Source organism: Sphingomonas sp. BE138 (assembly GCF_031456125.1).
Lineage (GTDB): Bacteria > Pseudomonadota > Alphaproteobacteria > Sphingomonadales > Sphingomonadaceae > Sphingomonas.
The window spans coordinates 1-16,287 of record NZ_JAVDUC010000035.1; the positions used below are offsets into that span (position 1 = coordinate 1).

The 16,287-nt window shown below is 65.6% G+C and carries 18 protein-coding genes and 1 pseudogene; 14 read left to right on the top strand and 5 right to left on the bottom strand.

Annotated features, from left to right (window positions below):
• On the bottom strand, nucleotides 1-317 hold a 317-nt coding region (locus tag J2Y58_RS19575), incomplete at its 3' end, for a catalase (protein WP_310106965.1).
• A 274-nt stretch (nucleotides 318-591) separates the two neighbouring features.
• Between J2Y58_RS19575 and J2Y58_RS19580 the strand changes: the two genes are divergently transcribed.
• Nucleotides 592-891, top strand: a complete 300-nt coding sequence (locus tag J2Y58_RS19580; protein ID WP_310106967.1) for a diguanylate cyclase — start codon at nucleotides 592-594, stop codon at nucleotides 889-891.
• Nucleotides 892-990: 99 nt separating this feature from the next.
• Nucleotides 991-2,166, top strand: coding sequence for a zinc-dependent alcohol dehydrogenase (locus J2Y58_RS19585; protein ID WP_310106969.1), 1,176 nt, complete (start codon nucleotides 991-993; stop codon nucleotides 2,164-2,166).
• 122 nt (nucleotides 2,167-2,288) lie between these two features.
• Here the strand turns inward: J2Y58_RS19585 and J2Y58_RS19590 are convergent, their stop codons facing one another.
• Nucleotides 2,289-4,058, bottom strand: coding sequence for a sensor domain-containing phosphodiesterase (locus J2Y58_RS19590; RefSeq protein WP_310106972.1), 1,770 nt, complete (start codon nucleotides 4,056-4,058; stop codon nucleotides 2,289-2,291).
• Between the two features lie 48 nt (nucleotides 4,059-4,106).
• Entirely contained in the window at nucleotides 4,107-4,235 is a 129-nt protein-coding gene (locus tag J2Y58_RS19595; protein WP_310106974.1) for a hypothetical protein, read from the bottom strand.
• Nucleotides 4,236-4,306: 71 nt separating this feature from the next.
• On the opposite strand from J2Y58_RS19595, the gene J2Y58_RS19600 reads away from it, so the two are divergent.
• On the top strand, nucleotides 4,307-4,717 hold the full coding sequence (locus J2Y58_RS19600) for a DUF2946 family protein (RefSeq protein WP_405053144.1): 411 nt from the start codon (nucleotides 4,307-4,309) through the stop codon (nucleotides 4,715-4,717).
• A gap of 287 nt (nucleotides 4,718-5,004) precedes the next feature.
• Here the strand turns inward: J2Y58_RS19600 and J2Y58_RS19605 are convergent.
• Nucleotides 5,005-7,164 (bottom strand): annotated as a pseudogene (locus J2Y58_RS19605) (Tn3 family transposase); the annotation flags it as partial.
• Between the two features lie 157 nt (nucleotides 7,165-7,321).
• On the opposite strand from J2Y58_RS19605, the gene J2Y58_RS19610 reads away from it, so the two are divergent.
• The 11 genes from J2Y58_RS19610 (at nucleotide 7,322) to J2Y58_RS19660 (ending at nucleotide 15,434) form a co-directional block, all read left to right on the top strand.
• A complete protein-coding gene (locus J2Y58_RS19610) occupies nucleotides 7,322-7,969 on the top strand; it encodes a recombinase family protein (protein WP_310106980.1) in 648 nt (215 codons plus the stop codon).
• Between the two features lie 571 nt (nucleotides 7,970-8,540).
• On the top strand, nucleotides 8,541-9,230 hold the full coding sequence (locus J2Y58_RS19615; protein ID WP_310106983.1) for an alpha/beta hydrolase: 690 nt from the start codon (nucleotides 8,541-8,543) through the stop codon (nucleotides 9,228-9,230).
• A 43-nt stretch (nucleotides 9,231-9,273) separates the two neighbouring features.
• Nucleotides 9,274-9,987 (top strand): META domain-containing protein, encoded by a 714-nt coding sequence (locus J2Y58_RS19620; protein ID WP_310106984.1) that lies wholly within the window; start codon nucleotides 9,274-9,276, stop codon nucleotides 9,985-9,987.
• Nucleotides 9,988-10,017: 30 nt separating this feature from the next.
• Nucleotides 10,018-11,319 carry a serpin family protein gene (locus J2Y58_RS19625; RefSeq protein ID WP_310106986.1) on the top strand — a complete coding sequence of 434 codons (1,302 nt, stop codon included), beginning with the start codon at nucleotides 10,018-10,020 and terminating at the stop codon, nucleotides 11,317-11,319.
• 284 nt (nucleotides 11,320-11,603) lie between these two features.
• The gene (locus J2Y58_RS19630) at nucleotides 11,604-12,401 is read left to right on the top strand and encodes a hypothetical protein (protein WP_310106988.1); all 798 of its coding nucleotides are present in this window, start codon (nucleotides 11,604-11,606) and stop codon (nucleotides 12,399-12,401) included.
• Nucleotides 12,402-12,508: 107 nt separating this feature from the next.
• Nucleotides 12,509-12,913: a hypothetical protein gene (locus tag J2Y58_RS19635; protein ID WP_310106989.1), complete on the top strand. Its 405-nt coding sequence runs from the start codon at nucleotides 12,509-12,511 to the stop codon at nucleotides 12,911-12,913.
• 26 nt (nucleotides 12,914-12,939) lie between these two features.
• Nucleotides 12,940-13,605 (top strand): SOS response-associated peptidase, encoded by a 666-nt coding sequence (locus tag J2Y58_RS19640; RefSeq protein WP_256210915.1) that lies wholly within the window; start codon nucleotides 12,940-12,942, stop codon nucleotides 13,603-13,605.
• A 43-nt stretch (nucleotides 13,606-13,648) separates the two neighbouring features.
• Nucleotides 13,649-13,930, top strand: coding sequence for an HU family DNA-binding protein (locus tag J2Y58_RS19645; RefSeq protein WP_126014085.1), 282 nt, complete (start codon nucleotides 13,649-13,651; stop codon nucleotides 13,928-13,930).
• A 47-nt stretch (nucleotides 13,931-13,977) separates the two neighbouring features.
• A complete protein-coding gene (locus tag J2Y58_RS19650) occupies nucleotides 13,978-14,130 on the top strand; it encodes a hypothetical protein (protein ID WP_310106994.1) in 153 nt (50 codons plus the stop codon).
• Nucleotides 14,105-14,299, top strand: a complete 195-nt coding sequence (locus tag J2Y58_RS19655; protein WP_126014087.1) for a hypothetical protein — start codon at nucleotides 14,105-14,107, stop codon at nucleotides 14,297-14,299. Before J2Y58_RS19650 ends, J2Y58_RS19655 begins: the two co-directional genes overlap by 26 nt.
• A gap of 943 nt (nucleotides 14,300-15,242) precedes the next feature.
• Complete coding sequence (locus tag J2Y58_RS19660) at nucleotides 15,243-15,434, top strand: hypothetical protein (RefSeq protein ID WP_310106996.1); 192 nt, start codon at nucleotides 15,243-15,245, stop codon at nucleotides 15,432-15,434.
• Here the strand turns inward: J2Y58_RS19660 and J2Y58_RS19665 are convergent.
• Nucleotides 15,431-16,233, bottom strand: a protein-coding gene (locus J2Y58_RS19665) for an IS5 family transposase (RefSeq protein WP_310107001.1) whose coding sequence is annotated in 2 segments (ribosomal slippage) — nucleotides 15,431-15,885 and nucleotides 15,885-16,233 — 804 coding nt in all. Because the reading frame shifts where the segments join, the coding sequence is not laid out codon by codon here. The genes J2Y58_RS19660 and J2Y58_RS19665 overlap by 4 nt on opposite strands.
• Nucleotides 16,234-16,287 lie beyond the last annotated feature (54 nt).

Consider the following 16,287-nt stretch of genomic DNA (forward strand, 5'->3'; position numbering starts at 1 on the left):
TAGCCGCGTGCGTGGACGACGCGCTCCGGGATGCGCTCGTGATCGAAATGGAAGATCTTTTCGCGGAGGATGAAGTCTTCGAGCAGCGTGGGGCCACGCAGACCCGCCTTGAGACTGTTCTGGGCGTCCGCGATCGGGATGCCCTGCTGCGTGGTCATGGTAAGTGCCGCGTCCGAGGTCGTCTGGCGGGTTTCGCCGCCATGGCCCTGCTGCTCGGCATAGTTCGTCGGCTGGTCGGCACCCGCCGGCAGCGGCGGTGCCTTCTTGGCCGTCTCGCCCTTGAGTTTCACCGCGCTTTTGATGCTCTTGCGTGCCATGGACGTAATCCTCCGATCATGCCCTTAATGCCACCAGCGCCACGGCGGTGCGAGGCATAAATCTTTGTAGCGACTGGGAACCGACCCGGAGGAGCGAAATCAAGTTATGTCAGTCGAGCATGGTCGCCGGTTCGGACGACAGGCGCGGGCTCGGCAACGTAAGTGTTCATGGCTGAGCAGAACCCGACTGCGGCTTCCTTGGTCCTGGATCACAGCCAGGGAAAGCCGATATGAACCGGTTGGGGATGTCTTGAAGCCTTGCCGTTAGCCAAGCATGATGTACTCCCAGGTCGTACAGGTTTTCGACCGCGTCCGGCACGACCATGATCCGTGGTTGGTGCTGCTCGCCGGCCTGGTTTGCCTCTGCGGAATCTATGCGTCGTTCGCCCTGGCCGCCCATGCCGTACGCTTCGGACGTAAGACTCGCCGCCCCTGGGGTCCTGTCAGCATCGTGTCGGCCGGCTGCACGGCCTGGGCGACCCACTTCATCATCTGTCTGGCTTTAAAGCCGGGCATGCCGTCCGCGTTCGACCCGCTGGCCGTACGGCCGTTTTACGGCCGCTCGTTGATGTGAACGATTCAAACGGACGGGGACCCGTGCCGCGGCTCAAGGCGTTGAGCGTCATAGAAATGGCCCTGACGACAGGGACATGCACTCAGATGAGGAAACGACATGCGCGCACTATGCTGGCACGGTAAAGGCGATGTCCGCGTCGACACCGTTGCGGATCCCGAGATAAAGCACCCGCGCGATGCGATCATCAAAATAACCGCCTGCGCGATCTGCGGGTCGGACCTTCACCTGCTGGATGGATATCAGCCTACCATGGAGGCCGGCGATATCCTCGGCCACGAGAACATGGGCGAGGTCGTGGCGCTTGGGTCCGAGGTAACCAACCTTAAGATCGGCGACCGTGTCGTCGTGCCGTTCACCATCAGCTGTGGCGAGTGCTGGTTCTGCAAAAAGGGTCTGTTTGCGGCCTGTGATCAGACCAATCCGAACGCCGAGATGGCCGCCAAAGCGATGGGCCATTCGCCCGCCGGGCTGTTCGGCTTCAGCCACATGCTGGGCGGCTACTGCGGCGGCCAGGCTGAGTATCTTCGCGTGCCGATGGCGGATGTCGGCCCGATCAAGATTCCCGACAACGTTACCGATGAGCAGGCCCTCTTCTTATCGGATATCTTCCCAACCGGCTACATGGCCGCCGAGAATGCGCAGATCGAGCATGGCGACACCGTCGCGATCTGGGGCTGCGGTCCGGTCGGCCAGTTCGCCATCCGCTCCGCGCTGATGATGGGCGCCGGCCGCGTGATCGCGATTGACGAGGTGCCCGAGCGACTCGCCATGGCGGAGGCCGGTGGCGCTGAGACGATTAACTTCGCCGAAACCGATGTCTATGACGAGCTGCAGGCGCGAACCAAGGGCCGGGGCCCCGACAGCTGCATCGATGCTGTCGGCTGCGAGGCGGCCGCGCACGGGGCGGCGGACGCGGTCATGGACAAGGTGAAGGCAAGCATGATGCTCGCCACTGATCGCGTTCACGTGTTGCGGCAGGCGATCATGAGCTGCCGCAAGGGCGGCACGGTGTCCGTGCCCGGCGTGTATGTCGGCATGGGCGATAAGCTGCCGCTCGGCGCAGCAATGAACAAGGGGCTGACGATCAAGCTTGGGCAGACCCACGTGCAACGTTACACCAAGCCGCTACTGGATAAGATCGTCGCGGGCGAGATCGATCCCAGCTTTGTGATCACGCATCCGGCCAGCCTTGAGGATGCGCCCGAGATGTACGCCAAATTCCGTGACAAGCAGGAAGGTGTAATCAAGGTTGTCATGCGCCCGCACGGCTGATTAGCGGAAATAAGTGGGAACAGAACGCTCGTCGATGCTGATCGACACTGCCGCTGTGGAGTACGTGCAGCGGCGGTGTTGATCAGCTTGCAACCAAGTATGTCGGCAGATCTAGGTGTCAGTCAGGCTGCAACGGATGATTCTTGCGGGGAGGCAACGAGCCATAGCCGCAGCGCTTCTTCCTCCATCGGACGGGCAAAATAGTAACCCTGCGCCTCCTCACATTTCAAGTCGGCCAGGATCGCCGCGGCTGCGGCGGTCTCGACGCCCTCGGCAACGACCCGGTAGCCGAGATCGTGCGACAGCGTGATCATCGATCGGACAAGCGCCTGTCCACGCTCGTCATCGGCCAGATCGCGAACGAACGACTGATCGATCTTGACCACGCGGGCGGGCAGACGTTGAAGATACGCAAGGCTGCTGTAGCCTGTGCCGAAGTCGTCGATCGCTAGGGGGATGCCCGCCTCATGCAGCGCACGAAGCTGGCCCATTGCACGGCCACTATTCTCCATGACGGCGCTCTCGGTCACCTCAAGCTCGATCGCTGCCGGGCGCAGACGATGCTTCAGGAGATAAAGCTGCACCTGTTGGGCAAAGTCGCTTTCCTCCAGGTTAGCGGCCGATACGTTGATCGAGAGCTGGAGGTCGATGCCTTCCTTTTGCCAGATCGCCTGCTGCCGCATGGCGGCGTCGAGCACCCAGGCAGTGGTCGGCCTGGCAAGCGAGGTCTGCTCGATGATGGGCATGAACTCACTGGGCGACACGTCACCCAGCGTAGGATGGCGCCAGCGGAGCAGGGCTTCAGCACCCTTGCACCGGCCGGACGCGAGGTCGATGCGCGGCTGAAAGACGAGTCTAAGCTGGTCAGGCTCTTCCAGGGCCGCTCCGAGATCGTTGAGCAACGCGAACCTGCGGGAGTGAACACGATCCTTCCCTGGCGCGTAGAGGCCGACGGCATGTTCCGACGCGCGCGCATCCTGGGCCGCGCTATAGGCGGTGCGCAGCACCTGGCGAGGATCGGTTTTGCCGAGGGTAACAGGCGTCACCCCGATCGCCTGGGAAGTGGCGAAGCGGATGCGCGACGCACTTTGAGCTTTCGAAAGCATCGAGCCGAGCAGCGCTACATAGGCGCCCGGTTCTGGCTCGGGGGGCGACAGGAACGCGAACTGCGTGGCAGCGACGTGGTAGGCCGTCCGGCCTTGGCCCAATGCGCCGCGAAGCGCCCGGGCAGCATCCTGCACCATGTCGTCGATGAACGACGGTCCGACGACGCGCAGCCCGCTGCTGAGCCGGTCGTTGCGTGCCAGGTCGAGCAATACGGCGTAACGGCGCTGGCCCGGCGCATCGCGACCAAGGTCCTCAAGATCATCGAGGAACTGGGTCCGGTTGGGCAGGCCGCTGAGCGGGTCCACGCGTCCGAACGCGTGCTGCATCTCGATCTGCGACATCGTCATATCGGCAAGATCGGTCAGGCCGGCCATCTCCGACTCAGAGACAGTACGTGGTTCCGTGCCAAGCACGCATAGCGAGCCCAGAACGAAGCCTTCGCGCGTCATCAACGGAACGCCCGCGTAGAAGCGCACCCCGGTTTGCGCCAGCAGGCTGTCGGCATAACAATCATCGTCGAGGAGATCTGGAATGATCAGAATGCTCCGGCTCTCGGCGACCTGTGCACACGGCGCCTTCTCTCGGGGAATTGACCAATGCTCGACACCGACGCGCGACTTGAACCACTGCCGATCACGGTCGGTCAGCGACACTGCCGAGATCGGCAGATCGAAAATCTGGCTCGCCATACGCGTGATGCGGTCGAAGCTCTCGCTCGGCGGCGTGTCCAGCAGGTTCAACTGGTACAATGCGTCGAGACGCGCTTCCTCATCCTGCTCTACCATCCGGACACCTCTTTGTCCCTGTTCTAGGTAGATGTCGTTATCAAGCCACTAACGCGTTCGCCGGTCGGCGCAGAGCAGCTCGGCAACGCGGCGGTCTTCCGCGGAAAGCGGAATGCAGGCCACGAGCTTTGAGATCAGCGGATTTGTTTCGGCCCGCTCTTCGAGTTCCTGATCCATGTGGTTGTGGCTTTTGCAATTCTTGGCGGTGCCGGAGTGACAGGGAAGCGGGCAGGGCGTAATCGCCTTCCGTGTTCGCTGCCCGCGGCCTTCTGGCACAACGCCACCTCGCCACGCTGATCTGCGTGGCGACGCTGCTGCTCAAGCTGCTGGTGCCGACCGGCTACATGCTCGGGACCGAGCAGGGCCGGATTGCGATCACCATCTGCACCGGCTTCGCGCATAACGATGCATCGTCGGGCATGACGGGGATGCACGGCGACAGGGCCGGTCACGGCAAGTCGAAGGATCACGGCAAGACCGAGATGCCGTGCGCCTTTTCGGGGCTCTCGGCCGCGGTCCTGGGCGCCGTCGACCCGATCCTGCTTGTCGGCCTGGTCGCCTTCATCATGGCGCTCGGGCTCTGCCCTGTCGTCATACCGGCACCGCTCAAGCGGACCTATCTGCGACCTCCGCTGAGAGGCCCTCCAGCCTCCCTCTGACCGACTCGATCGCGTCCCGGTGTCCGGGACATCCGGATCCACGGTCCGGCGCCCGGTGCGCCCGGACCGGTCAAAGGTATGCTCATGCTCCGATCCTATCTGCTGGCGGGCGCTGCCTTGCCCTGCCTCTCGCTTGCCGTTCCAGCACTCGCCCAGACCAGTTCCTCGACCGATACGCCCGCTCCATCCGCGGCCTGGCAACCGGTCGATGTCGGTTCCGACATCGTCGTTACAGGGTATCGCTACCTCGACGCCGACACGAGCGGCATCACCAACCTGCCGCTGCCGGTGGAGAACGGCGTGAACCGGTCGGTGACATGCGTATAGAAGAGCACACCCGGTTCCGAGCCGTAGCGGGCGTTCAGGTCGGCGCGCGCCTCGCCGCGACCGCCCGCCCGGAAGAACTGGCCGTCGGAAGACGACAGCTCCCCCGAGCCCCATACCCTGCCCAGAGGGTGCGCGTTGTGCGTGTCGACGATGCTGGCCAGCGCCGACAGGTATGTCTCGTCGCGGACGTGCCACTCGGCCGTCCAGCGCAGGCGGGCGAGCGTCAGCCCCCGCGAGCTCTCGGCCATGCGCCCGAGCCCGAGGTTGGTCGCGTCCGCCAGGATCGTGCCCATAAGCGCCGCTTGGTCGGACGCGGGCTCACCGCTGCGCGCGTGGACGAAGCCGTCCGTAAAGCCCGACCAGGCGGCGACCTCGACTAGGAGGTCGGTCACGCGCACACGCGGCAGCAGCGCGTATAGCCTGCTCTTCAGCTCTTCGGCTTCGTCCGGTACGGCGCGCCTAAGCGGCGATATGGTGAGTTCGCCGCCCGCGATGACGACGTCGACCAGCTCGCCGGCCGCAGCGGCTCGCTCGACTTCATCCATGCGCCGGACCAGGGTGGCACAGCGCTCGTCGTGCCAATCGGCGAAGCCGGGCGAAACAGCCAGCCCGAGCCCGTCCTCGTCGCGCATCGCGGCGTAGGCTGGCGTAGGCAGGAGATAGTCGTCGAGCGTGCGATAGGCACGGCTGCCGTCGACCCAAACGCTCCCCGACGCGAGCCGCTCGCGCAGGTGGACGATGACGGCGACCTCATAAGCACGGCGGTTGATCCCGCCGCCGCCCGGGAACACCACCTTGCGCCAGCGCGGGCGCAGGAACGTGGTCGGCACGCGCTTGGGCAACGCTGAGCGGCCGTCCCGGTACATGCGCCGGAGGGCGTCGACGGCGCCGAGCAATGGATCGCCCGGACGTGCGGCGCGGAACGTGAACGCATTGAAGAGTGTCGGCGCGAAGCGCCGCACCTCCGGGTAGCGCTGGACCACCTCGTCCAGCCCGTCCTCGGTTCCGCGAGTCAGCTCCTCCGCGAACCGGACGCTACGCTCCAGGTGATCCCAGCCAATCCGGTCGTCGATGGCCCGTAGCGGGTCGCGACCGTTCGCGCGTGCGTCGATCAGCAGGCGACCGAGCCGGGCATGGACGCGCGCCGTATCCTTCAGCATCCGGGCCTCGCCCAGGAGCCGCTCGGAACGGGTCCGGTCGGCGCGCCGGAACAGCGAGCCGACCATCTTCTCGACCATCAGGAGTGCCGCGTCGGTGAGCGCAGCCTCCAGCTCGATCGCGAACGCGACCAGCGTCGCCAGCCGGCGGCGTCGTTCCATGCGACGCAGCGCCTGCGCGGTCACGATGCCGGCAACGCGAGCGATGACGGCGTAGCGCGCCGCGTGGATGCGTCGCGCCCGGTCGGGCTCGACCTCGAGCGAGCGTACCCGGTCGAGCCGTTCCACGACCGCCTTGAAGTTGGCTGAGGTCGGTGCCTCCGACCAGTCGCGAACCCAGCCCAGCCCTGTGCGGCCCTGCTCGCCAGGGTCTATCAGGCCCATAAGCGCCGCTTCCTGCTCGGGCGTGACGTCCCGGATCAGCCCGGCATGCGCGACGCGGCGCGCCTGGGCGCGGGCGATCAGCGCCACGCGCTCCAGTGTCGACGCCGCGGGGACGACCACGCGCAAGTGGCGGAGCCGCTCGACCATAGCGGCTACGATCGGTTCGCCGCGGTCGGTCGAGGTCGCTACCTCTATCCCGAGCGCCAGCATCGCGCGCAGGTCGGGGCGCTCGAACGGGCGCAGGCCAAGGTATGCCTCGATCTCGGCGCGGTGCTCCCGAAGCGTGGGCGCTCGCTCGGCATAGCGGCCGAACTCGACGGCCGACCCGCCCACCTGCTCGCCGAACAGCTCCAGCATCGCGGCCGGGGGTGCCTTGCCAGGGCTCAGCGCCCGACCGGGATGACGTAAGTAGCAGAGCTGGACGGCATAGCCGATGCGGTTGGCCCCGCGGCGTCGCCGGCAGACCGGAACCAGGTCATCGGGGCCGAGGGTGTACAGCCGTTCGATGGCGGCCCGGTCGCCGGGCGGATCGAAGATCGCGGCCCGCTGCCCGGCCGAGAGGATCGTCTTGGCGGGCATCGTCGTCCCCTCCTGCCGCAAGCGTCACGAATCTAGGCGCTCGCATCCTTCACGGAGCATAGACAGGAACACGGGTTAAGTGACAAAGAGGGAGCGCGTCTCGAGCCCGAGCGGGATTGTCACGCGAACGAGCGTATAAGTGACAGGGGAGAGCTAAGTGCTGGTCGGCTACATGCGGGTGAGCAAGGCCGATGGGAGCCAGGCGACCGACCTTCAACGCGACGCGCTGATCGAAGCCGGCGTCGAGCCCGAGCAGCTTTACGAGGACCAGGCGTCCGGCAAGCGTGACGACCGACCCGGGCTGGACGCGTGCCTCCGGGCGCTCCGGGCCGGCGACATACTGATCGTCTGGAAGCTCGACCGGCTCGGGCGCAACCTCACCCACCTTGTGGAGACCGTGAACAAGCTGAACGCTCGCGGGGTGGGGTTCAAGGTGCTCACCAGCCAGGGCGCGTCCATCGACACCACGACCGCCAATGGCCGGCTCATGTTCGCCTCTTTCGCCGCGCTCGCCGAGTTCGAGCGCGAGCTGATCGTGGAGCGCACCCAAGCCGGTCTCGCGTCTGCCCGGGCTCGCGGTCGGCATGGCGGCCGCCCGTTCAAGATGACCGCCGCCAAGCTCCGGCTCGCTCAGGCCGCCATGGGCAAGCCGGAGACCAAGGTGGGCGAACTGTGCGCCGAACTCGGGATCACGCGGCAGACGCTCTACCGGCATGTAACCCCCGATGGGCAGATCAGACCGGATGGCGAAAAGCTGCTGGAGAGACGCACCAAGACGACTCGCATGCTCGAACAGGCGAAATGAGCCGTTCAGGCGCTCAGGTCCATTCTATTGCCGTGACGATGACATGGTCTTCGCGCGCGATCGGCGCGGTCCTCGCCAGCGCGGCACTAGGGATGGCTGCGCCCGCCCAGGCGTGTTCGTGCATCCCGCCTGAGAACGTGGAGGCGGCAGGACGCGCGGCGCTCTCCCGTGCCGACCTGGCGGCCGAGCTGGATATCCGCCCGGCCCCGAAGCAAGCCCCGCCCCGCCTATGGTGCCGATCGGACGGCAGGGCTCGCTGGTGGTTCAGGCCGCGAAGGAAGATCGAGCAGGACCGCGCCGCGCGCGTGCTCCGCGTCATCAAAGGCCGCGTCTCCGGGCCGATCCGGGTGCGGGGCAACCCAATCGAGAGCATCGGCGGCCAGTGCGCCGTGCAGATGAGTAGCTGCCAGATCTCAGTGGGCGCGAGCCGCACCGGCCCCCTGCTTCTCCGCCAGGTCGCACCGGGCGTGTACGAGCCCTTGGACGTCTGCACTCAAGGAGCGTTCGCAATCTGGTATGAGCGCCGACAGGCTGCCACCAAAGGGCGGCGCATTGGCATGAGGCTTTAGCCGTGGCGACGTTCTGCCTTGTTCATAGCAGCGTTCAGGGGCCGAGCGGTTGGGCGCTGCTTGCCGATGCGCTGGAGGACCGCGGGCACCGCGCGATCATGCCCGATCTAGGCGACGTCGACCCGGACAGCGGGTCGCTCGCCTATGCCGAAGTGATCGCCGATGCCGTCGAGAAGGAGATCGTCAGTGACGAGACGCGGCTTTGGCTACTGGCGCACTCGGCAAGCGGGCTGTTCCTGCCCTGGATCCCGCACCTCATCCCCGACATGCCGATCGCCGGCCTGATTTATCTGGCTGCCTACGCGCCGTTGAGCGGTGAAAGCCTGCTCAGCACGCTTGCGGCCGACCCCGGCATGTTCAACCCGGCATGGCTCGGCAAGGACCCTATGGACGACGAGATAGCGCGCGAATTCCTGTTCCACGACTGTTCCGAACCCGTGCTGGGATGGGCGCTGTCGACGAGGAGGTTGATGGTCGCACGGCACGCCATGTCCGAGCTGTTGCCTGCGGGCATGAGGCCGACCGTCCCCGCGCGCTATATCGCTTGCCGCCATGATCGGACGCTTGCGCCCGAGTGGATGCGCAGGGCGGCCCGGGAACGGCTTGGGGTGGAGGCGATCGAGATCGACGGCGACCATTGCCCGCAGGTGTCCCGGCCGGCCGAGCTGGCCGGGGTCCTGGACACATTGTGATGTCATGAGCGCCAGCGTCGTTATGAGTAGGCGAACCGCTGTCGTGTCCCTAGCCGCCCTTGGCGCTTGCGCGGCGCAGGAGCCCTCCTCTCCGGCCCAGCAGATCGATCGATCGACTTTCGCGTTCGACATACCCGGCGAACCGGGTCGGACGAGCGACGGACGCGGCATCATCTTCGGCGATCGGATCATCTTCCGCACGCCGGGAGGTGCGGGATGGTATCAGTCGACCATCGACGCGCGTCAGGAGGACGGGACGACACGGCGCTTCCGCATCGGCGACATGACAGTGACGGTTGAGCCGGGGGGTTGCCCGAGCAACGCGGCGCGGCCCGATCGGGTGACCACAAGCTATCCGCCCCACCTGTACCGCGGGTGCGGAGGGCCGCGCATCGTCCCCGCCGCGATCGCCGGCACGACCTGGGCGCTTCGCGAACTGGACCGAACGCGTGCGCCCGATGAACCTTATCCGGCCGCGACGCTGACCTTCGGCGAGAACGGCACGATCAGCGGGACCAACGCCTGCAACGACGTGGGCGGCGGCGTCCGGTGGCGCGAGGGCCGTTTCGAGAAGCCGGCCAACGACTACGACCTGCCCCTGTCGACGTTGATCGGCTGCCCCGAGCCCAGCATCGGCGAGGTCGGCGCCAGGTTCTGGAGCCGCATGACGCAGGCGCGAACCTGGACCCGTGACGGCGCGACGTTGTGGATCACCTTTGCGGATGGGTCGCGTGCCGGCCTAGCCCTGATACTGTAGGAGGCCAGAACGAGTGAGGATGGGGTGCTGATGTTGCGTCGCGTGATGATCCTCTTCGCAGCGGCCACGGCTGCGGGTGGGTGCATGTCGGCCCGGGATGACGGACAGCGCACGGTGACGCAGAAGGTCGCAGCCGAGTCGGGTGCCGTTACGGGGGCCGCCTCGCCGCACGACCTCACCTTTGGCGCGGCGCATATGGCCGCGACGGTCTACCCGAAGCTCTCCGCCGCCGCAGGCCCGAACGCGAACCTGTTTGTCTCGCCCGTCAGTCTGTCGCAGGGTCTCGGGCTCGCGTTTATCGGCACACGGGGCGAGACGCGGAACGAGATCGCCCGCGTACTGGGCTGGAGCCCGGCGTCGAACGCTGCGGCGCTGACCAAGGCCTACAACGCCCAACTCAGGAATACCGGCGACCCCGACACCGCGCTCGGCATCGCGAACGCCCTGTGGTTGGCGAAGGATCTGCCGATCAGCGGCGAGTACGTCGCCGAGGCGCGCGCCGCTTATGAAGCTGCGCCGGAGACGGTCGACTATGCCGGCGACCCCAACGGCGCTGCCGCCAGGATCAACGGCTGGGTGTCTCGCGAGACGGAGGGCCGGATCACGGAGATCGTGTCCGCCTCGGGCCTGAACGCCGACACGGCCGCGGTGCTGACCAACGCGCTCCATTTCAAGGCCAAGTGGACCACCCCGTTCGAGGACACGGAGACACGCGCCTTCACGCGGGGCGACGGGTCCCGCACGCCGATCACGATGATGAAGCGGACCGCTCGGTTCCAATACCGCGAGACCAGCGAGGGCCAGGCGATCACCTTGCCCTACGGTCGCGACGGCCGCTTCGTCATGGAGCTGTTCCTGCCCCGCGACGCGGCGACGCTGCGCAGATGGGAGCGCGAGGTACGGGGCGTCGACTTCTTCGCCGGCGAGCAGGGCAGCACGTCCAGGTTCGACCTGTCGGCCGAGCCCGAGCGCAAGGTCCGCATCATCCTGCCCCGGTTCGAGGCGCGGTTCGACGAGAGCGTCAAGGCGGCGCTGATCGCGGCCGGCATGCCCACCGCGTTCGACCGGACGCGCGCCGACTTCTCCGGCATCGCGAGCGGCCCGCGACTGGCTATGGACGACGTGGCGCACGCGACCTTCCTGCGCGTGGACGAGGAAGGCACCGAGGCGGCGGCCGTGACCGCGGTCAAGATCGTGGCGACGGCCGCGCGGATCGAGCCCAAGGTGCCGGAAATCGTGTTCGACCGGCCGTTCCTGGCCACCTTGCGCGACCGGAAGAGCGGCGCGGTGCTGTTCTTCGGGCGCATCGCCGATCCGGAGGCCATCCAATGAGAACCTCCGTATCGACCAGCATCGTCCTCCTCATAGCCGCGTGCACGGATCAAGCCGTTCCTGCCACCCAGTCGATCAGCGGCGGCCGTACAGCCGCCGCCGCTCCAATCGCGTCGTCCGTTCCCCGCGGCGCGACGATCGGCCCCTCCGGTTACGCCACCATTCTTTCCGCGCCGCCCACCGGGCCTTTGGCAGCCCCTCCCGTAGAACCTCCGCGACCGCCTGCCGACGGACGTCCCACGCCGCTGCCAATGAGAAGGGAGGCGATCGCCGCCCGGGAGAGCATGGCGAACCCGGACGACGCGGCGCGCGAGGCGGCGCAGGCGCTCAACCGGCGTCTCAGGGCGGCCGAGCGGGGCAACTATGTCGGCATGCGCGTGGTGCGCGACCCCAAGCCCCGCTTCGCCTTTCAGTTCCGCCGGAACGCCGCGGCGACGCTCGCGCGCTACACGCGCGACCCGCGCTTCACATCGCGCGAGGGCGGGCTCACCACGGCGGAGCTCCAGCCGATCTTCGACGAGTGGTGGAAGCGGTTCGAGCCGTATCGCCTGGTCGGCGGCGGGGCAGTGTACGAGTTCGACGGCGTGGTTCGCTTCGACATGAACATCGACGAGGCGGCCTTTCGGGAGATCGCCGCGCGCGAGCGCTGGGTGCTGCCCGAGAGGCTCGAGCTGAAGTTCTCTCAGCCCCGGAACCCGCGGTCGATCGACCCGGCGCTGACGCGCTACGTGCGCGTGTTCGCGCGGCAGGATCGGCGGCCGGCGATCATCAACCAAGCGCTGCTCGGCGGACGCATCATCCTCCGCGACGGGTGCTTCCGCCTGACCGAGCATGATGAGGGCGGCGAGCCGCTAGTGATCTTCGGCCGCGACGTGGAGCTGGGGCTGGACGCGGACGGCTACATGGTCCTGAAGAACACCGGCTCAGCCCGTGCCGCGCCGCGCATAGGCGAGCGGATGACATGGGGCGGGCCGCAGGGCTATTCAGAAGCTGACCCGAACGTGAAACTGCTCCGAGCGCGATGCGGCGCGGACCCGATCGTCGCAGTGGGCGAACCGGACGGCGCACCGCGAATCCGGTGAGCGGCGCCTACGACGCGCGAGCGGGGGGGGGGGTGGCTTAGCGTACATTTTCGGGCCTTCTCTCACCGGTCCCCTTTCAGTGAACTGGTTCAGGATGCTTTGTCGCCATGAGGATTTTCACTGTCGGTTATGCCCGAAGCGATCGGGCGGCACCCTTTTGTATAGCTCGTTCGCGTCGTGTTCCCGTTAAGCGTTGTTTAGCGGAATATCCACGCTCTGCCCTCTTCTACGATGCGCTGCGTCTGCGCGAGCGCCGGCCGAGGAGCGCGGCGCAGCGCCAGTTTCAGGACGTGGCGTGGGGCAAGGCCCCGCCGGTAACCGATCACGAGCTCGCCTATGTTTGGCACCTGAAGGCGCGTAGGATCGCGCCTTTCAACACCCCGACGCCGGCACCGCATATCGACGACGTGATGGCCGGGTACGACCTCGGGGCGCGGCCGGTGAGTGGCGACGTCGGCACGAAATGGGATAATGCCTGGCGCGAGTATCGTGGTGGCCGGGAGTTCTTCTGAGCCAAACAGATTAAAGGAGTGGACCGATCTGCAACCGATATCGCCTGAGCGCCAAACAGGCCGCGGTGATGCGGTCGGTCGGGTTCGAGCCGCCGTATCCCGAGGACGAGACCTACCCGGTGCCGCGCGAGATCTTCCCGACCGGCAAAAAGACCGCGCGCTATGGCTTGGTCGTCAGGCGGGCAGGGGAGCGTAACCGCCCGCTTGAGCCGATCGCGATGGAATGGGGCTTCCCGACCAAGGTAGCGAGCAAGCGCGACCCGGCGGTCAAGCTGGACAAGTTCGTCACCAATGCGCGGAATCTCTCATCGTCGATGTGGAAGCCGTCGATCGCCAGTCCCGATCGCCGCTGCCTGGTCCCGTTCACGCATTTCGCCGAACCACATCCCGAGGGCGGGAAGGGCGATGACGGCAAACCCCGCCAGATGTGGTTCTCGCTGCCTGACCAGCCCATCGCCTTCTTCGCCGGTCTGTGGCGGCCGACCGAGCGCGGCGATGCCTATGCCTTCTGCACCACCTCTCCCAACCCCGCCGTCGCGCCCTGGCATCCCAAGGCGATGCCGGCGATCCTCCACCCCCGCGATTTTACGACATGGCTCGACGGGAGCCATGAAGATGCCCTGAAGCTCGTCCGCCCCTACGAGGGTGAGATGAGCGCGCAGGAGGCAACTCCCGATGGCGGTTCGGCATGAACCGGGCTAGGCCGGTACAATCATTCACCACCGGGACGTGTTCATGACGACTACATCCGATCTGGCCGAGCAGATCTCCAACACCCATGGCCTCGCAAAGGCCGACGCCAGGAAAGTCATCGATGCGATCCTTGCGAACATCACCGCGGCCGTCGCGACCGGCGAGGAAGTCAGCCTCAACGGGTTCGGCAAGTTCAAGCTGAAGGACACCCCCGAGCGTCAGGGGCGCAACCCATCGACGGGCGAGGCGATCACGATCGCGGCGTCGCGCAAGCTGACGTTCGCGCCCGCCAAGGCGGTCCGCGATCGGTTGAATGGCAAGTGATATACGGGCCAGCGTATAAAAACGCTGGCCTAAGCTGAGGGGACGTCATGGCCGATACCGCAGCCGACTACCGCGCGAGGGCTGCGGCCGATCTTGCCGAGGCGCAGCGGCTCGATCTGCCACATGCTCGGGATCGTATGCTGTATTCGGCCGATCGCTGGTCGAAGATGGCTGATGCGGTCGATCGCCGTGTCCGGTAACGAAAGCACGTCGATCGCGCTCGACCTGGCTAACTGGTCAGCAGTCCAGGCAATGGTCGAGCGTCTCGGCGACAGGGCTGTGATAGCGATCTACGAGCTGGCCGAAGGCGCTGGGCCGGTCGCGGATCTCGCGGCCGCACAGATGGAAAAACGCAACCTCGACTATTGAGCCAAGTTAAGTGTTCGGTCCCTGGTTAAGCCACTGTTGCCGACCCGATAAAGAAGCGTTCCCATTGTTCCCGCGATTTAGAGAAGACATAATCGTCATCAGATAGAAATGACACCGTCTGGTAGCAGCGGGGGCAGCGTGGAGCCATCCAAACAGCGCAGCGCTGCCCCCGCTGATGCGATTACCTCACGGCTCCTGACCCCGGACCCGCTGCGCCAGCAGCGGGCTCGATCACGCCAGTCTTCGAGCGCTCGAGCTTTCCCGAAACTCCGTCTCCGACGCAGCATTTCGGAAAAAGGCAATCGGGAACATATTTCGGGAAAATCAGCCCCGGACCCGCGAGACGTAGCCGGTTTGTGACCCAGGATCTCGATCGACCTTCCCAATCGGGAAGGCCACTTGCAAATTGTCGCGTTTACCGTGAGCATCCGTTAATGCGCTCATGTGTGCCGCTTCTCGTGATCTTTGGACTTGTGTCCTGCACCTCGAAGCCGGTCCATGTAACCGCCGGTCAGTGCTGGTCTGTGACGGCAGGCGATAAGATACAGGGCACGGCTATCCTTTTTATAGGATCTCCTTTCACCTTTCACGTCGGTCCGAGAGTGGGAGGTGGTCCAAACTGCTCCCGCTATTCTGTAAAATTCGCAAGTTCCGCTGTAGATAAGGCCTATGGTGAAATTACCGACAGGCAGCTACCTGATGATCCGCAAGGCGGTCCGAGGGAGGGAGTAATCATGCTCTCTGGCGATGTGCTTGACGGTGATGATAGAAGTACTCCTACCATCCAAATCACCCATATTCGGCTTATCAGGCCCGCAAAACCTTAACCCCAAAATCCGATCCTAATTGGGGTGGGCGCTGGCCGTCCCGATCGCCATTCCCAATTAGAATGGCCGCAAGCGCCCCACTTGCGGAAATTACGCGCCGCTGACTATCATTGCCCATGATCGTCTGGTTCATCGTCACCATCGTGCTGCTGATTTGGAACGCGGTGTATTGCGGTATAAAGATTGCCGCTGACTTTCGAGGACCGAAACCTGCAAATGGCGTATGGGGACTGTTTGCGCTCGCTGGCGTGCTTTCGATGATCGCTATGGCGATGGTGGGAGCGGGCGTCGCCGCCTCAGGAATTTAGGCCGTAGACTCATAAGCTCTGAGCCACAGCCGCATTGAGGCGAGCTGGACCATGGCGAGGAAGTTGGCCGCGAGCTTGTCGTAACGGGTGGCGACGCGGCGGAAGTGCTTCAGCTTCGAGAAGAACCGCTCGATCAGGTTGCGCTCGCGGTAGAGCCGCTTGCTGAAGCAGGGTTTCCAGCGCCGGTTGCTTTTAGGCGGGATGTTGGGCGTGGCGCCCTGGTCTTGGATCAGGTCGCGGATGCGGTCGGCATCATATGCCTTGTCCGCCAAGACGATGGTACGTGGGCCGAGATGGTCGAGCAGCGCGTCGGCGATCTGTCCGTCGTGCGCCTGTCCTGCCGTCAGGCCGAGCCGGATCGGGAGGCCCTGCGCGTCGACGACGACGTGGATCTTGGTCGTGAGCCCACCGCGTGATCGACCGAGACAGTGATCTTCACCCCCCTTTTTCCCGTAGCTGCCTGCTGGTGGGCACGAACGGAAGTGCTGTCGATCATCTGGATGTCGCCGTCATGGGCGGCGCTGACGGCGTCCATCAGCCGGTCCCAGACACCCGCCTTTCGCCATCGCACGAAGCGGTTGTAGCAGGTGGTGCGCGGGCCATACCGCTCCGGCAGGTCGCGCCACGGCGCACCGGATCGCAGCACCCAGAAGATGCCATTCAGCACGCGACGGTCGTCAACGCGCGGCACGCCTCGCGGCTTGTTGGGCAGCAGCGGCTCGATCACGCGCCACTCGAAGTCGGTCAGGTCGTATCGGTGTTGATTTCCACTGAGAGCTGACCCGGCGAAGGCATAAATTTCCACCGAGAAGTGACCCGTGTCTCAACCTCACCCCGGCGTGCTGTCGGGGGG

Coding starts and splice junctions, on each gene's coding strand:
- J2Y58_RS19650 (WP_310106994.1), top strand. CDS start 13,978: ATGGCCGATACCGCAGCCGACTACCGCGCGAGGGCTGCGGCCGATCTT.
- J2Y58_RS19630 (WP_310106988.1), top strand. CDS start 11,604: ATGGCGAACCCGGACGACGCGGCGCGCGAGGCGGCGCAGGCGCTCAAC.
- J2Y58_RS19580 (WP_310106967.1), top strand. CDS start 592: ATGATGTACTCCCAGGTCGTACAGGTTTTCGACCGCGTCCGGCACGAC.
- J2Y58_RS19585 (WP_310106969.1), top strand. CDS start 991: ATGCGCGCACTATGCTGGCACGGTAAAGGCGATGTCCGCGTCGACACC.
- J2Y58_RS19660 (WP_310106996.1), top strand. CDS start 15,243: ATGATCGTCTGGTTCATCGTCACCATCGTGCTGCTGATTTGGAACGCG.
- J2Y58_RS19655 (WP_126014087.1), top strand. CDS start 14,105: ATGCGGTCGATCGCCGTGTCCGGTAACGAAAGCACGTCGATCGCGCTC.
- J2Y58_RS19590 (WP_310106972.1), bottom strand. CDS start 4,058: ATGGTAGAGCAGGATGAGGAAGCGCGTCTCGACGCATTGTACCAGTTG.
- J2Y58_RS19645 (WP_126014085.1), top strand. CDS start 13,649: ATGACGACTACATCCGATCTGGCCGAGCAGATCTCCAACACCCATGGC.
- J2Y58_RS19635 (WP_310106989.1), top strand. CDS start 12,509: ATGAGGATTTTCACTGTCGGTTATGCCCGAAGCGATCGGGCGGCACCC.
- J2Y58_RS19595 (WP_310106974.1), bottom strand. CDS start 4,235: ATGGATCAGGAACTCGAAGAGCGGGCCGAAACAAATCCGCTGATCTCA.
- J2Y58_RS19625 (WP_310106986.1), top strand. CDS start 10,018: ATGTTGCGTCGCGTGATGATCCTCTTCGCAGCGGCCACGGCTGCGGGT.